Source organism: Ruegeria sp. CDSC042 (assembly GCF_059610745.1).
This window is the reverse complement of record NZ_JBXWOF010000001.1, coordinates 1,113,565-1,127,671: the sequence shown is the minus strand read 5'-3', so window position 1 is coordinate 1,127,671 and position 14,107 is coordinate 1,113,565. Positions and strand designations below refer to the sequence as shown.

Sequence of the window (14,107 nt, the reverse complement as noted above, 5' to 3'; positions counted from 1 at the left end):
TGGTAGCCCGTAGGGGAATCGAACCCCTCTTTCCAGGTTGAAAACCTGGCGTCCTAACCGATAGACGAACGGGCCACGCTAGCTTGTGGGGGGCCTTTTACGGTTTCACTCTGACCCCCGCAAGCCGAAAAACGCAGGGTTGTGAAAGTTTTTTGGCGGTGGCGAATGCGGCCTTAGATCGCCTCGGCGGCATCTTCCAATCTGAGTTGTACGGTTTGCCGTCCACCCCATGTGTTTACCTCAAGTCGTCCGGCGAAATGAAAGCGCGCGCCGCCGTGATTGGTCAGCCGTTCCCCCATTGGTCCGTCAAAGGCGCCAAACGCAATGGCATCCAACCCGGCACCCACCCCGTCCGATAGCGACAGCTTCAGATGGGAGTCGCCGACCCGCTTGGCAAAGCGCACCTGTAAGTCCGGAAAGGCATACCGCGGAGCCGGAGCACTGGCGCCGAAAGGCCCTGCTTTTTCAATCTGTTCAATCAGATCGACAGTGGCCGCGCCGGGCATAAGTGTGCCTTCCAGTTTCAGGTCTGCAGGGCCGGTTTGACCTGCCCCTTGTTTTGCCAGCAATTCGCTGAGCCGTTCCATCGCCGGTTCCAGCTGATCACGCATGACCGTCAGGCCAGCCGCCATCTTGTGGCCGCCGCCCTTGACCAGCAGACCTTCCGCCGCCAGCCGCTGAATCGAGGCACCCAGATCGACACCGGTCACTGATCGGCCCGATCCTTTGCCTTCATCCCCGTCCAGTCCGATGACGATGGAGGGGCGGTTGGCGGTTTCTTTGAGGCGCGACGCGACGATGCCGACAACGCCCGGATGCCAGCCTTCCCCGGCCGCCCAGACCAAGGGTGCATCAAGGCCCCGTTCTTCGGCCTGTTCCATGGCGGCTGCCCGAACCGCATTTTCAATATCGCGCCGCTCGGTGTTCAACTCGTCCAGCCGTTGGGACAGAGCCTCTGCTTCATGGGTTGAATCGGTGCTGAGCAGCCGGGCACCCAGATCGGCCTGGCCGATCCGGCCCCCTGCGTTGACGCGCGGGCCCAGCATGAACCCCAGATGATAGCTGTTGGGCGCGGAATCCATCCGCGCCACATCCGACAGCGCCACCAGACCCGGTCGCTGTCGTTGCGCCATGACCTTCAGCCCCTGACGCACGAGCGCACGGTTTGCACCGATCAACGGGGCCACATCCGCCACTGTGGCCAGCGCCACAAGATCCAGCATGGCAATCAGGTCAGGCCCTTTTGCACCCGCTTCGCGCAACTGCCGTCCAGCCTCGACCAGCATCAGGAACACGACAGCGGCGGCACAAAAATAGCCGAGATCGCCGCTTTCGTCCTGTCTGTTCGGGTTCACCACGGCCACGCAATCGGGCAAAGTTTCACCACCAAGGTGATGGTCCAGGACGATGACATCGGCCCCCTTTGCGGCGGCGATGGGTTCATGGCTGAGGGTTCCGCAATCGACGCAGATAATCAGATCATGCGCGGCAGCCAGTTCCTGCATCGCCGGGACATTGGGGCCATAGCCCTCATCAATCCGGTCAGGCACATAGAGAGTCGCCTGCAGGCCCATCTGACGCAACCACGTGAGTAGCAGAGCAGCCGAGCTGCCGCCATCCACGTCATAATCGGCAAAGATCGCAATACGCTGCTTTAGACGGACCGCAGTCAGAAAACGGGTTGCAGCGGTTTCCATGTCTTTCATCGCGCGCGGATCGGGCAACAGCTCTTTCAGCTTGGGTTCTAGAAATCCCGGAGCTTCCATTGCTGGAACACCGCGCCGGGCCAGAACCTGACAGACGGCCCGAGGCAATCCGGCTTGTTGTACCAGCATCTCGGTCGCGCGCTCTACATCCGCCGAGGGGCCGACCCAGCGACGTGCAGACAGTGAATGTTCAACCCCAAGAAAGCTCATGTCCTGCCCCTGATGTGCCAAGGCCGGACCCTCGCGGACCCGGCCTTATCATTTCTATGGATAGCCCTGCACGATGGTCAGGCGCAAGAACTTAGCCGTCGCTATGCGACCACGTCGGCGTGCGGTAGGACATGCGCCGAACCGACCCGGTTTTCGACCGCATCAACAGGGTGGTGGTTTCAACCCAGCCCGGCTCGCGCTTGATACGCGGCAGCAAAGAGCCGCCGGTGACGCCGGTTGCGGCAAAGATCACATCGGCGGTTACCATCTCATCGCGCGAATAGATGCGGTCCAGATCGGTGATGCCCGCTTTGGCGGCGCGGCCGCGTTCGTCATCATTGCGGAACAGCAGGCGGCCAAAGATCTGCCCGCCCATGCATTTCAGCGCTGCAGCGGCCAGAACACCTTCGGGGGCGCCGCCTTGGCCCATATACATGTCGATCCCGGTGACTTCGCTTTCGGCGCAGTGCATGACGCCAGCAACATCACCATCGGTGATCAGGCGGATAGATGCACCGGTTTCGCGAACTTCGGCAATCATAGCCTCATGCCGAGGGCGTTCCAGAATGCAGACGGTAATGTCGGCAGGCTCGCAATCCTTGGCCTTGGCCAGTGCTTCCACACGTTCGCGCGGGCTCATGTCCAGGCTGACAACGCCTTCAGGGAAACCCGGGCCAACGGCCAGTTTGTCCATATAAACGTCCGGTGCATGCAGCATTGATCCGCGCGGGCCCATTGCTATCACAGTTAACGCGTTGGGCATGTCCTTGGCGGTCAGCGTGGTGCCTTCCAGCGGGTCCAACGCGATGTCGACGCCGGGACCATTGCCGGACCCGACCTCCTCACCAATATACAGCATCGGTGCCTCGTCGCGCTCGCCTTCACCGATGACAACGACACCGGCGATATCCAGTAGGTTCAGCTGTTCGCGCATGGCATTCACAGCGGCCTGGTCAGCGGCCTTTTCATCACCTCGTCCAACCAGCGAAGCCGAAGCAAGCGCAGCCTGTTCCGCAACCCGCGCCAGGCCCAGAGACAACAGGCGGTCATTGAAATCGATCTTGGCAGCACTCATTTTCACTATCCTCAGGTCAGTATCGGCGTCTTGTCCGGCATAGCCTGCGTATCGTGCAGGCCGCAAGGGTCAAACCTCTTCAATCCGCAAAGCAACCGGTGTGCCCGAAACAACATCGGTCTCGTGCAGGCCCAGCAAGGCGACATCCAGCGTGGCACGGGTGGTTTTGTGGGTAACTATCAGAACCGGCGCGGTGCTTTCCGCATGGGCGTATTGGCGCATGCGATCAATCGAGACCCCGGCATCGCCCAGGATGGCCGCAATTTTGGCCAAGGCGCCGGGTTTGTCCAGCAGACCCAGACGCAGATAATAGGGGGCAGGGCGGCCAGTCAGCGCTGGCACTGCATCCTGCAACGAACTGGCAGGGCGGCCGAAAGTCGGAATCTGAAGCCCACGTGCCAGATCGCAGACATCGCCCATCACCGCGCTGGCCGTTGGCCCTTCGCCAGCTCCGGGGCCACGCAGAACAACCTGCTCGACCGCGTCGCCTTCGATCACCACCATATTGGTGCCGCCTTCAAGCTGGCCCAGGGGCGAGTCACTGGGTACCAGACACGGCTGCATCCGCTGTTCAAGCCCCCGTGCCGTGCGCTGAGCCACGCCCAACAGTTTGATCCGGTATCCCATGTCATGGGCCTGGTCGATGTCATCCAGACTGATCTGCTGAATGCCTTCGATCTCGATCCCGTCGAAATTTGGTTTGGTGCCGAATGCGATTGAGGCAAGCAGCGCCAGTTTATGGGCGGCGTCTATCCCGCCCACATCCAGATTTGGATCGGCTTCAAGGTAACCCAGCTGCGCGCATTCGTCGAACAGGGCGTTATATCCCTGCCGCTGCGATTGCATCCGGGTCAGGATATAGTTGCATGTGCCATTCATCACCCCCATGACGCGGGTGATTTCGTTACCCGCAAGTCCTTCGGTCAGGGATTTGATCACTGGAATGCCGCCAGCCACGGCCGCTTCGAAACGGATCACACGGCCCGCGGCTTCGGCCATTTCGGCCAGTTCCTGACCGTGAATGGCCAACAGGGCCTTGTTGGCGGTGACGACATCCTTACCACTGGCTAGCGCCGCTTCGACCGAGGCTTTGGCAGGTCCGTTTTCCCCGCCCATCAGTTCAACAAAAACATCAATATCGTCGCGCTGCGCCAATGCGACAGGGTCAGTTTCCCAAGCATAATCCGACAGGTTCACACCGCGATCCTTGCCAGCATCACGCGCGGAAACCGCTGTGATCTGGATGGGACGACCCGTTCGTGCCTGCAGCAGGTCGGCATGGCGGCGCACGATCCTGACGACACCCACACCAACAGTTCCCAAGCCCGCAATTCCAAGCCGCAGCGCCTGTGTCATCCTGTGGGTTCCTTTCCGCTCGAATATCCTAAACTGGGGTGTTTCCCCGTTCCCGCTGCCTTAGCGGGTTCGGCGCCGAGGCGCAATCCGCGACACCCAGGCCGGGCGGCAGAAAACCTGAGGATTAATTGGTCTGAGCGTTTTGCAATGCCGTTGCCTTTTTCTTCAACGCCTTGCTGCGGTCGGTCAGTTCACTTTCGACCTCTGCCGCTTCGTACAGCGGGTCAACAGGCACAGCGAAAACATCTGCCAGTGGGGTTAATTTGGGGTAGGGGGCCGATTGCACATTTGGCCCTTCGCGGTCTTTCAGCTCGGGAAAATTGGTGCATCCTAGGCAGAGCAAAACTAGGGGCAGAAGAAGAAGGGGCTTCATGATGAAACCTTATTGTGGCAACTGGCATCCGTGATGCACTTTTTGTCCGGTCGTTTCAAGCGGGCTTCTATCTGAACATCCGTTCAGATATGGTGGATACATGGCACGTACACAAGGCTCACACTCGGACATTACCGGCCCGCGTATCCGGCAGGCAGCGCTTCGGCTTTTCGCGCGCCATGGGTATGCTGCTGTTTCCATGCGGAAAATTGCGGGCGAGGTTGGGGTGCAGGCCGGGGCATTGTACAATTACACCCCGGATAAGCAGAGCCTTCTGTTCCGTTTGATGCGCGACCATATGCAGGATTTGTTGTCCGCCTATGGCGAGCAAAAGCAAACTGGCGATCCGCAGGATGCTTTGCGTCGGTTTGTCGGATTTCACATCCGGTTCCACCTGCAGCGCCCTGACGAGGTATTCATCGCCTATATGGAACTTCGGAACCTCACGCCCGAAAACTTCGCCGAAATAGAGGATCTGCGCCGCAAGTATGAAGACGGGCTTGAAGCCATTTTGCGCGAAGGTCAGCGGGCGGGTATCTTTGCGGTCGCGGATACGAAGATTGCGACATTGGCGGTCATCGCCATGCTGAACGGCGTCATGACGTGGTATCGCGCCGGTGGGCGGCTTTCGTTGGACGAGGTTGAAGCCGTCTATTGGGACATGGTCCGAAAGGCGGTGACTGCTTAAGGGGCAGTCAATGTGCCGGCCGAATAAACGTCCCGTTGCGCAATTCGCGAAAAGCCTGTTCCAGCTCGGTCCGGGTGTTCATGACGATGGGGCCGTGCCACGCGACCGGCTCATTGATCGGTGCGCCGGAAATCAGCAGGAACCGGACACCCTCCGGACCTGCCTGAACGGTCACTTCGTCACCACTCCCAAACCGAACCAGAGTTCGGTCCCCCGACATGTCACGAATGTTCACCTCTTGGCCGCCAACTTCTTTTTCCAAAAGGACCCCTGCAGGCCGCGAGGCATCAGCAAAGGCGCCCGCGCCTTCGAATACATATGCAAATGCGCGACGGTAGGTGTCTATGGGGAAGGTCTTTTTCACACCTGCCGGAATTTGGATGTCCAGATACTGAGGGTCGGCGGCGATGCCGTCGACTGGGCCTGTCTTGCCCCAAAACGTCCCCACGATCACGCGGACAACGGTTCCGTCATCGTCTGTGATTTCAGGGATCTCTTTGCGCGGCACGTCCTGATATCGCGGTGTTGTCATCTTTTGGGCCGCTGGTAGATTGCCCCACAGCTGAAACCCGTGCATTTGGCCGGTTTGGCTCCCCTTGGGCATTTCCTGATGCAGGATTCCGGATCCTGCCGTCATCCACTGCACATCACCCGCGCCAAGTGTTCCGTTATTGCCAAGTGAATCCGAATGCTCAACCGAGCCGGACAGGACATAGGTGATCGTCTCGATCCCGCGATGCGGATGCCATGGAAATCCAGCCTGATAGTCCTGCGGGCGTTCATTGCGAAAGTCGTCGAACAGCAAAAAAGGATCCAGTTCTGACGGGTCCTGAAAGCCGAAAGCGCGGTGCAGTTTAACGCCTGCACCCTCCATTGTCGGTATGGCCTTTCGGGTTTCCAAAGTCGGTCTGAGGGACATTGCTGCGCTCCTGTTTCTATGGGGAAGATGTACCGCACCGCCATGGCGGGTCAATTTGCGCTGAAACACGCAACCTGTGCGAAATTCAGCAGGTGCGTTCGCCTCTGTTGTTTGGCTGGGAAAGTGGCTAAACCCAACTGCAAAGTGGGAGAGCAACAAATGCAACAAGAAGTTCTGGCCGTGGTCAAAGCCTCATCACCCAGGCGGTGGATGGGTGTCGGAATGTTGTCGACCGTGGGCTTTCTGGTTGTTTTCGTCGCGCTTGCCGCGCCGCCGGAGCCATCCTGGCAGGCATTCCTGTTTGTGGTAGGCGCGGCGTCCTTTTGGCTGGCCTATCGCATGTGGCAGGCAACCTCGGATTGGATCGAGCTGACTGAGACCGAACTCAGAACCGGGGCAGGGCAGCCGATCGCCGCAATAGAAGACATTGAAACCGTCGAAAGAGGTGCGTTTGCCTTCAAGCCGTCGAATGGCTTTCTGGTAACAACCCGGCAATCAGGTGCAAATAGATGGGCGCCGGGGCTGTGGTGGCGCCTGGGACGCCGCGTTGGCATAGGCGGCATGACATCCGCCGCCGAAACCAAATTCATGTCCGAGATTTTGTCTGTGATGGTGGCAGAACGCGGCTAGGTCAGACCTTCAGCGCCACCTCGTTATTCGAAGGCGGGGTGGAAGGCACTAAGATGCCAACCCACCCTGTCCTAGTTCGTTGCGCTTTCCGCACTCGCACCGGAATCCCCTGTGCCAGGGTCCTCGATTTCACCGATCTCGCCAGACCCGTCGGGATTTTCCTCAATTTCAACAACGCCCGACACATTTGCCGCAACCTCATTGGTAAAGCGTGGGCGTGTAAAGACGAAATTTTCAAAGACATGTTCGCCTTTGAGGAAATCCACCCCATAGATCGAGTCAAAGACTGGAATGTAAGCATTCGCCGTTTCAACAATGATCAGTGTGTCCTGGTTCGGCATAGGCGGCAGATTATCACGCATGCGGTCGATATTGTCGTCGGTCCAGATGCTGTCGTAACCGCGCGCGGTTGACCATCTGACGTAATGACGATCATCCTGTTCGTCGAACACAACCAGCGACACGCGCAGATTCATCTGTGATCGGTTGTTGACCATCGCCACCAGCAGCGAATGCAATGAGGTAATATAAGTGTCCGTGATCGTGCCGGTCTCGCGAGAGATCAAATCGCCAACGGTATACGCCGCTTTCAGGTTAGATGCGCTTTGGCGGAAGCCGTCGAAATACGTGAAAGCGCCTGTGATCGTCCACACCAGCATCGGAAAGACAAGCAAAGCCTCAACCGTGAGTACCCCACTCTCGTCTTTCGTCTTGGATTTCAGAAGATTCCGGAGCTTTGAAATGAAAAACATAGGCTTACAGAGGCTCCTGTACGAAGGCAGTCGTCGCGGTAAGTTCGATCTGGCCTGATTCATCCGACAAAATACGCCCCATCGCCGATGTAGGGAAAATCGGATCGACCTTTGCGCAGGCCCGAAGGATCATCAACTCGTTCGAAAGGCCATTTTCGAAAGCGCGAACTGGGTTCACTTCTTCAGAATTGTCAGTGCAATCCGGGACAGGCGGTAGGTTCAACCCGACAAACGCGCTTTGTTGCAGCATCTCCAGCTGCAAGTTGGTGGTACAGCGTTTGATCACTACAACGCGATCACAGATCGTGCTTTTTATCTGATCATGCGTTGGGTTGGTGCCCGTGCCGAGGCGAATGTCGCGAACTGTCTGGTCCACAGCCCGCTCTAACATCGCCTGCTGCAAGGTGACCACCGAATACTCCATCGCACTCAGGATGAAGAACATGAATGCCGGGAAGATGATCACAAACTCGACGGTGACCGCCCCATCTTCCCTGCGTCTCAGGCTTCGCAGCTTTGAAACAAGGGCTCCGATCATTGGGTCAACCGCAGTTTTCTGATCGACGACGCGATAGAAGCAAATGCGTCTTCCAGGTCCAGACCGTTCACATTGTATACATGGCTGTCCGAGCTGGCACAGTCCTTGATGGTTTTGTACCCGGCTCTGGGTGCTTCGAAGGCGATGCCATAGACAATGACGCCCTCATCCTTGGCTGCGTCACAGATATGCTTGGTGCGCTGGTTCTTGGCCGAAGTCTCAACTTTGGCATACGCTTTCGAGTACCACTCGGCCCATGCACTTGACTGCCAGTAATAGTTATATCTTGCATTCCAGGCCAGTGACACACGGTTGAAAAGTTCTGGATAGGTCAGGCGAACAGCCGTACCCAATTCTTCGTTGGCTGGTGTCTCTGGATCAGGATTGCCGAACGGATGGTCCGCCCATGTGTTCTGCTGTGGCCAGAAAAAGTTAGGCCGACCCTGCGAATGGTAGACTGTGTATTCGGAGGCCTCAGCATTGTACCAGACATCCGACAAGCCCTCCCGAAGGGACGGGTTCAGCATATACTGGTCCGTGTTCTGACCGTCGGTCATGACGATTACAATTTTCAAGATGTCCGAGTTATAGTCTGACGGGCGGGTCCGGAAGTGATTTGGAACGATGTTGTCGTCAGCCAGGTCGCTCACAATGCCACGAACGCTTGGGTCCAGGAAGGCCACGCCCCATTTCATGCCGACATCTATCGAGGTGTTCCCGGTTGCAGTCAACGCCTTGATCTGTTTGGTCAATGCCTCCAGATTATCGGTAACAGGCGTAATCGCACTGCCATCGCGGACCGGGCAAACCGGTGTTCTGATCGAGCCTTCGGAATAGGTGAAGGGGTCAAAATGTGCAGTGCGTTCCAGCCTGTCATCACGCTCTAGGTCCGCGTCGCTATACTGTTCAGGGATAAAGTTCACACAATGGGAGTAGTTGTGCTCTGCTGTAACGTTGGTGAATTTGCTCAGGATGGGTTCACCCGCGTTGACCTGAGTTGCGTAAGGCACGATCGAGATCGAAATGCCCGTGCGGTTCGGATCATCTGAATCCAGCATCAGCGTGACAAATTCTGTGGCCGCATCCTGCAGAAGCGCAATTTTGCTCTTCCCGCCAGAACGCGAATAGTTGTTCATTGAGCCTGAGATGTCGAGAACCAGCGAGATTTCAACAGCACCAATGCTTTCGACGGCCGTGCTGGCCGCGTTAGCGGTCAAGCTGTTGACGCCAGAGAAATGCATAAAGTGGGTTTTGATGGTCGCCTCGGCGGTGGCTGATACTTTACGTGATCCAAAGCCTTCTTCCACCACGACAGAAGTGATTTTGCCGCCCAGCCCGGCCTTCTCGAAATAGGCATCGACAATTTCGCGTGCGGGCTTTTTCTGATCAAGGTCAGCGGCCGCAAGAACGGCGCGGTCCAATGTTGATTGCAGATTGGCGCGGTCGCGTTCAAAATTCATTAGGTCAACGCCAGCTCCGGTCGAAGCGAAGATCACCAGGAAACCCAACAATACAAAGATTGTGAATGTACCGTCTTCGCTTTTTGCGAACCGGCGCGCGCTTAGCGCGGATTTAGCGCCGCTTTTGCTTTCGCGTAGAAACTTGGGCATTTTCATCTTGCAGACCTCGCTGAGCAGACATCCAAAGCTGCTAAGGAAAAGTTAACGTATGGAAATTAACTGCGAAACGTGGCGGGAATTGGGCGAAAAGGGCCCAGTTTTGGCTGGTTTGAGGGAAATTGAGGGATAATTCCGGACTGTCGCGCGGGGCTGTATTCGATGCGTGAACAATTCGGCGGATAATGTCTGGGTTTGGCGACTCAGCCAGAGTTCGAATATTTCCCCGTAACTTGAGATTTTATTTCTGCTTAAACATTGATCGTTTAGCAAAGGGGTGCGACAAAACGTCAGAACGCAAGTCGTTCGCCGGCACGGAGGTTTAAATGACGGCCAAAAAAGAACCCAGCTTTCGAGAGAGTGTAGATCTAATGTTTAACAGGGCAGCGTCCCTGATGGATCTGCCTCCGGGCCTTGAAGAAAAGATAAGGGTCTGCAACGCCACCTACACTGTACGCTTCGGCGTCCGGCTGCGCGGTGACATACACACATTCACCGGATATCGATCGGTGCATTCCGAGCATATGGAGCCGGTGAAAGGCGGTATCCGCTTTGCGTTGGCGGTCAACCAGGACGAAGTCGAAGCGCTTGCGGCGCTGATGACCTATAAATGCGCTCTGGTCGAAACGCCGTTTGGCGGATCAAAGGGTGGGTTGTGTATCGACCCACGCCAATACGAAGAGCATGAGCTTGAACAGATCACCCGCCGGTTCGCCTATGAGTTGGCCAAGCGCGACCTGATCAACCCGTCACAGAACGTGCCAGCCCCGGATATGGGGACGGGTGAGCGTGAAATGGCGTGGATGGCGGACCAATACGCCCGGATGAATACAACTGACATCAACGCGCGCGCCTGTGTGACAGGCAAGCCGCTGAATGCTGGCGGTATTGCCGGACGGGTCGAGGCCACGGGCCGCGGCATTCAATATGCGCTGCGCGAGTTTTTCCGCCATCCTGAGGACATTCAAAAGGCAGGGCTGTCGGGCAAGTTGGACGGCAAGCGCATTATTGTTCAGGGTCTGGGAAATGTGGGCTACCACGCTGCCAAGTTCCTGAGCGAGGAAGATGGCTCTCGTATCGTGGGCATCATTGAATGGGACGGAGCGCTGTATAATCCGGACGGGATTGACGTCGAGTCGGTTCGCCAATGGATTGTCAAGCATGGCGGCGTCAGCGATTATCCCGACGCCACCCATTCCGCCGAGGGCGGGGCCGTGCTAGAAGAAGAGTGCGACATCCTGATCCCGGCGGCGCTGGAAGGTGTGATCAACCTTGATAATGCCGATCGCATCAAGGCCCCGTTGATCATCGAAGCTGCAAACGGCCCAGTGACAGCTGGTGCAGACGAAGTTCTGCGAGATAGGGGCGTCGTGATCATTCCTGATATGTACGCAAATGCTGGCGGTGTGACCGTTTCGTATTTCGAATGGGTTAAGAACCTAAGCCATATCCGGTTTGGCCGCATGCAGCGTCGCCAGGAAGAGTCGCGGCACGAGCTGATCGTCAGTGAGCTGGAACGGCTGGACCGCTATCTGGGCGATGCCTGGTCCATGTCTCCGAACTTCAAGGCGAAATACCTGAAAGGTGCGGATGAGCTTGAGCTGGTTCGTTCGGGGCTCGATGACACCATGCGGATTGCTTACCAGTCGATGCGTGAAGTCTGGCACAGTCGCGACGATGTCGAGGATCTGAGGACCGCGGCCTACATCGTGGCCATTGACCGTGTCTCGAAAAGCTACCGCGCTAAGGGGCTTTGACAATACTCTCTGCGGGCGGTTGGCATCTGATCCCTCGCCCGCAGGACCAAGGCGCAACAGGGCTGCGCAAGATGCAATTCGACGATGGCGCGCATCCGCGCCCGGCAGTAGACTTCAGCGACGAGAACGAATCCCGGAGACCACCATGTTGCGTATTGCCGTCGCGGCTATTTTACTGGCCACACCTCTGGCTGCTCAGGAAACAAAAGAACAAAGCTGTCAACATCAGGCGGATGTCGTGGCGGCGATCCAGCAGGCGCGACTTGACCGCGTGAAAGAGCGCGACGTGCCGCAAGCCGTGGCCGATACAGGTCCGACCTGGCCCGCGAACTATAATGCCGCGATCCCGCTGATCACCCCTTGGGTCTATGAGCAGAAGATGCGCGATGTGCGCAAAAAGGATCTCGGCGCCACGTGGATGGAGCTGTGCCTGCAGCAGTAATCCAAAACCTTGCGATTTCTTTGCGGACAAACGCGCGCCTTCCCCTTGGCGCGCGTTGCCGTTTCTGTCAGGTTTAACCCATGTCATTACCACCCGGTTTTCTGGATGAGTTGCGCACCCGGCTGAGCTTGTCTCAGGTCGTCGGGCGCAAAGTCATGTGGGACGCGCGCAAGTCCAATCAGGGCAAGGGCGACATGTGGGCTCCGTGCCCGTTCCATCACGAGAAGACAGCATCGTTCCACGTCGATGACCAAAAGGGATTCTATTACTGCTTTGGCTGCCATGCCAAAGGGGATGCGATCAGCTTCGTGAAAGAGACCGAGAATGTCTCGTTCATCGAAGCGGTCGAAATTCTCGCGCGTGAAGCCGGAATGCCGATGCCAGAACGTGACCCCAAGGCGCAAGAGAAACAGGATCGTCGCACGCAACTGGCCGAGGTGATGGAACAGGCGGTGCAGTTCTTTCGGTTGCAGCTGAAAACAGGGGCAGGTGGGGAGGCGCGCGATTATCTGGCGCGGCGCGGCTTGAAAGAGCAGGCGCTGGATCGGTGGGAAATCGGCTTTGCTCCCGACGGTTGGCAGGCGCTTTGGGATCACCTACGCGGCAAGAACGTGGCCGAAGATCTGATCCTTGGTGCGGGTCTGGCCAAACCCTCGAACAAAGGTAAAAAGCCCTATGACACGTTTCGGAACCGGATCATGTATCCGATCCGGGATCCGCGCGGGCGTTGCATTGCGTTCGGTGGCCGAGCGATGGACCCCAATGACAATGCGAAATATCTGAACTCGCCCGAAACTGAACTGTTCGACAAGGGGCGCAGCCTCTATAACCAAGGCCCCGCGCGGCAGGCTGCCGGCAAAGGGCAGCCATTGATCGTGGCCGAAGGATATATGGATGTGATCGCGCTTGCCGAGGCCGGTTTTGGCGCATCGGTGGCCCCATTGGGCACCGCAATCACCGAGCATCAGTTGCAACTGCTGTGGCGTATCTCGGACGAGCCGATAATTGCGCTGGATGGCGACACGGCGGGTTTGCGTGCTGCGATGCGGGCGGTCGATCTGGCCCTGCCGCTGCTTGAGGCAGGAAAGTCCTTGCGCTTTGCGCTGATGCCCGAGGGCAAAGACCCTGACGACCTATTGCGGGCGGAAGGACCGGCAGCCGTGCAGGCGGTGTTGGAAGGGGCAATGCCGATGGTCAGGGTGCTCTGGCAGCGCGAAACCGAAGGCAAGGTGTTCGACAGCCCCGAACGCAAAGCAGCTTTGGACAAGGTCTTGCGCGACAAGATCAAGCTGATCCGTGACCCGTCGATCCGGTCGCATTACGGGCAAGAGATCAAAGACCTGCGCTGGCAGCTGTTTCGCCCTCAAAGGCAGCCACAAAACCGTACCTGGCAAACACGCGGGAAATGGAAGCCCCAGCCGCAACCGGCCACACCGGGCGCGCGGGCGTCATTCCTGGCATCATCCGACAATGCCGATATCCAGATGCGCGAAGCCGCCATTCTGGCCATCGCCGCATTGAACCCCCAAGTCGTGGTGCAGTTTGAACACCAACTGGAAGAAATGGAGTGCCGTGACCAAGATCACGCTGGCCTGCGCGATGCCATTCTGCGGCACGCGATAGATGATCCTGAGAACCTCAAACAACATATTGCGGAAACTTTGGGACATCACGCCCTTGAAAACCTGCTGGCCCTTCGCCATGTCGCAGTGATCCCCTGCGTGAATAAACCGGGCGACGTTGAAAAGGCCGAAATGACATTGGCTGAGGAACTCGCCAAAATCAAAGCTCTCAGGGGTCTGGACGCAGAGATTGCCGAAGCCGCAGAGGATCTGTCTGATCTGGACGATGAAGCGTTGACCTATCGCTTGGCGCAAGCCGCCGAAGAGCGCAACAGAACAAGCCGAAGCCAGAATGAAGACAGGGCCGTTTTCGACATCGCTGACAATGGTGCGCGAATCAACCGCGACGAGAAGGATGCGTTTAAGGCAATCATGTCAGGTATCAATTTCGAGCGAAAACGCCGGTAATGTGGTGTTTTCGTA

Annotated in this window: 13 protein-coding genes and 1 tRNA gene; 5 read left to right on the top strand and 9 right to left on the bottom strand. The window is 57.5% G+C overall.

The genetic code is table 11. The features are described from left to right. The 5 genes from AC2FHX_RS05665 to AC2FHX_RS05645 form a co-directional block, all read right to left on the bottom strand. A tRNA-Glu gene (locus AC2FHX_RS05665) sits at positions 1-75 on the bottom strand. 98 nt (positions 76-173) lie between these two features. After that, positions 174-1,916, bottom strand: coding sequence for a single-stranded-DNA-specific exonuclease RecJ (gene recJ, locus AC2FHX_RS05660; protein WP_496699988.1), 1,743 nt, complete (start codon positions 1,914-1,916; stop codon positions 174-176). Between the two features lie 91 nt (positions 1,917-2,007). After that, entirely contained in the window at positions 2,008-2,991 is a 984-nt protein-coding gene (gene glpX, locus AC2FHX_RS05655) for a class II fructose-bisphosphatase (RefSeq protein WP_271946243.1), read from the bottom strand. A gap of 69 nt (positions 2,992-3,060) precedes the next feature. Further along, the gene (locus AC2FHX_RS05650) at positions 3,061-4,347 is read right to left on the bottom strand and encodes a homoserine dehydrogenase (RefSeq protein ID WP_282027476.1); all 1,287 of its coding nucleotides are present in this window, start codon (positions 4,345-4,347) and stop codon (positions 3,061-3,063) included. 124 nt (positions 4,348-4,471) lie between these two features. Beyond that, complete coding sequence (locus AC2FHX_RS05645; protein ID WP_142634680.1) at positions 4,472-4,720, bottom strand: hypothetical protein; 249 nt, start codon at positions 4,718-4,720, stop codon at positions 4,472-4,474. A 100-nt stretch (positions 4,721-4,820) separates the two neighbouring features. Here AC2FHX_RS05645 and AC2FHX_RS05640 point away from each other — a divergent pair, with 100 nt between their 5' ends. Further along, entirely contained in the window at positions 4,821-5,408 is a 588-nt protein-coding gene (locus tag AC2FHX_RS05640) for a TetR/AcrR family transcriptional regulator (RefSeq protein WP_496699990.1), read from the top strand. A 7-nt stretch (positions 5,409-5,415) separates the two neighbouring features. On the opposite strand, the gene AC2FHX_RS05635 is transcribed toward AC2FHX_RS05640, so the two are convergent. Continuing rightward, positions 5,416-6,327: a pirin family protein gene (locus AC2FHX_RS05635; RefSeq protein ID WP_281994818.1), complete on the bottom strand. Its 912-nt coding sequence runs from the start codon at positions 6,325-6,327 to the stop codon at positions 5,416-5,418. A gap of 159 nt (positions 6,328-6,486) precedes the next feature. Here AC2FHX_RS05635 and AC2FHX_RS05630 point away from each other — a divergent pair, with 159 nt between their 5' ends. Next, positions 6,487-6,957, top strand: coding sequence for a hypothetical protein (locus AC2FHX_RS05630; RefSeq protein ID WP_281972336.1), 471 nt, complete (start codon positions 6,487-6,489; stop codon positions 6,955-6,957). Between the two features lie 71 nt (positions 6,958-7,028). On the opposite strand, the gene AC2FHX_RS05625 is transcribed toward AC2FHX_RS05630, so the two are convergent. From AC2FHX_RS05625 to AC2FHX_RS05615, 3 genes are all read right to left on the bottom strand, one after another. Then, the gene (locus tag AC2FHX_RS05625; protein ID WP_496699992.1) at positions 7,029-7,616 is read right to left on the bottom strand and encodes a TadE/TadG family type IV pilus assembly protein; all 588 of its coding nucleotides are present in this window, start codon (positions 7,614-7,616) and stop codon (positions 7,029-7,031) included. Positions 7,617-7,713: 97 nt separating this feature from the next. Then, positions 7,714-8,247: a TadE/TadG family type IV pilus assembly protein gene (locus AC2FHX_RS05620; protein WP_142634669.1), complete on the bottom strand. Its 534-nt coding sequence runs from the start codon at positions 8,245-8,247 to the stop codon at positions 7,714-7,716. Continuing rightward, positions 8,244-9,857 (bottom strand): TadE/TadG family type IV pilus assembly protein, encoded by a 1,614-nt coding sequence (locus AC2FHX_RS05615; RefSeq protein WP_496699994.1) that lies wholly within the window; start codon positions 9,855-9,857, stop codon positions 8,244-8,246. The genes AC2FHX_RS05620 and AC2FHX_RS05615 overlap by 4 nt, the downstream gene beginning before the upstream one ends. A gap of 332 nt (positions 9,858-10,189) precedes the next feature. Here AC2FHX_RS05615 and AC2FHX_RS05610 point away from each other — a divergent pair, with 332 nt between their 5' ends. The 3 genes from AC2FHX_RS05610 to dnaG all read left to right on the top strand — a co-directional run bounded on the left by AC2FHX_RS05610 (position 10,190) and on the right by dnaG (position 14,092). After that, a complete protein-coding gene (locus tag AC2FHX_RS05610; protein ID WP_496699996.1) occupies positions 10,190-11,620 on the top strand; it encodes a Glu/Leu/Phe/Val family dehydrogenase in 1,431 nt (476 codons plus the stop codon). Between the two features lie 145 nt (positions 11,621-11,765). After that, the gene (locus AC2FHX_RS05605; RefSeq protein ID WP_142634663.1) at positions 11,766-12,062 is read left to right on the top strand and encodes a hypothetical protein; all 297 of its coding nucleotides are present in this window, start codon (positions 11,766-11,768) and stop codon (positions 12,060-12,062) included. 80 nt (positions 12,063-12,142) lie between these two features. Continuing rightward, positions 12,143-14,092 carry a DNA primase gene (gene dnaG / locus AC2FHX_RS05600; protein WP_496699998.1) on the top strand — a complete coding sequence of 650 codons (1,950 nt, stop codon included), beginning with the start codon at positions 12,143-12,145 and terminating at the stop codon, positions 14,090-14,092. The last annotated feature ends 15 nt before the right edge of the window (positions 14,093-14,107 follow it).

Coding starts and splice junctions, on each gene's coding strand:
- recJ (WP_496699988.1), bottom strand. CDS start 1,916: ATGAGCTTTCTTGGGGTTGAACATTCACTGTCTGCACGTCGCTGGGTC.
- glpX (WP_271946243.1), bottom strand. CDS start 2,991: ATGAGTGCTGCCAAGATCGATTTCAATGACCGCCTGTTGTCTCTGGGC.
- AC2FHX_RS05650 (WP_282027476.1), bottom strand. CDS start 4,347: ATGACACAGGCGCTGCGGCTTGGAATTGCGGGCTTGGGAACTGTTGGT.
- AC2FHX_RS05645 (WP_142634680.1), bottom strand. CDS start 4,720: ATGAAGCCCCTTCTTCTTCTGCCCCTAGTTTTGCTCTGCCTAGGATGC.
- AC2FHX_RS05640 (WP_496699990.1), top strand. CDS start 4,821: ATGGCACGTACACAAGGCTCACACTCGGACATTACCGGCCCGCGTATC.
- AC2FHX_RS05635 (WP_281994818.1), bottom strand. CDS start 6,327: ATGTCCCTCAGACCGACTTTGGAAACCCGAAAGGCCATACCGACAATG.
- AC2FHX_RS05630 (WP_281972336.1), top strand. CDS start 6,487: ATGCAACAAGAAGTTCTGGCCGTGGTCAAAGCCTCATCACCCAGGCGG.
- AC2FHX_RS05625 (WP_496699992.1), bottom strand. CDS start 7,616: ATGCTGGTGTGGACGATCACAGGCGCTTTCACGTATTTCGACGGCTTC.
- AC2FHX_RS05620 (WP_142634669.1), bottom strand. CDS start 8,247: ATGATCGGAGCCCTTGTTTCAAAGCTGCGAAGCCTGAGACGCAGGGAA.
- AC2FHX_RS05615 (WP_496699994.1), bottom strand. CDS start 9,857: ATGCCCAAGTTTCTACGCGAAAGCAAAAGCGGCGCTAAATCCGCGCTA.
- AC2FHX_RS05610 (WP_496699996.1), top strand. CDS start 10,190: ATGACGGCCAAAAAAGAACCCAGCTTTCGAGAGAGTGTAGATCTAATG.
- AC2FHX_RS05605 (WP_142634663.1), top strand. CDS start 11,766: ATGTTGCGTATTGCCGTCGCGGCTATTTTACTGGCCACACCTCTGGCT.
- dnaG (WP_496699998.1), top strand. CDS start 12,143: ATGTCATTACCACCCGGTTTTCTGGATGAGTTGCGCACCCGGCTGAGC.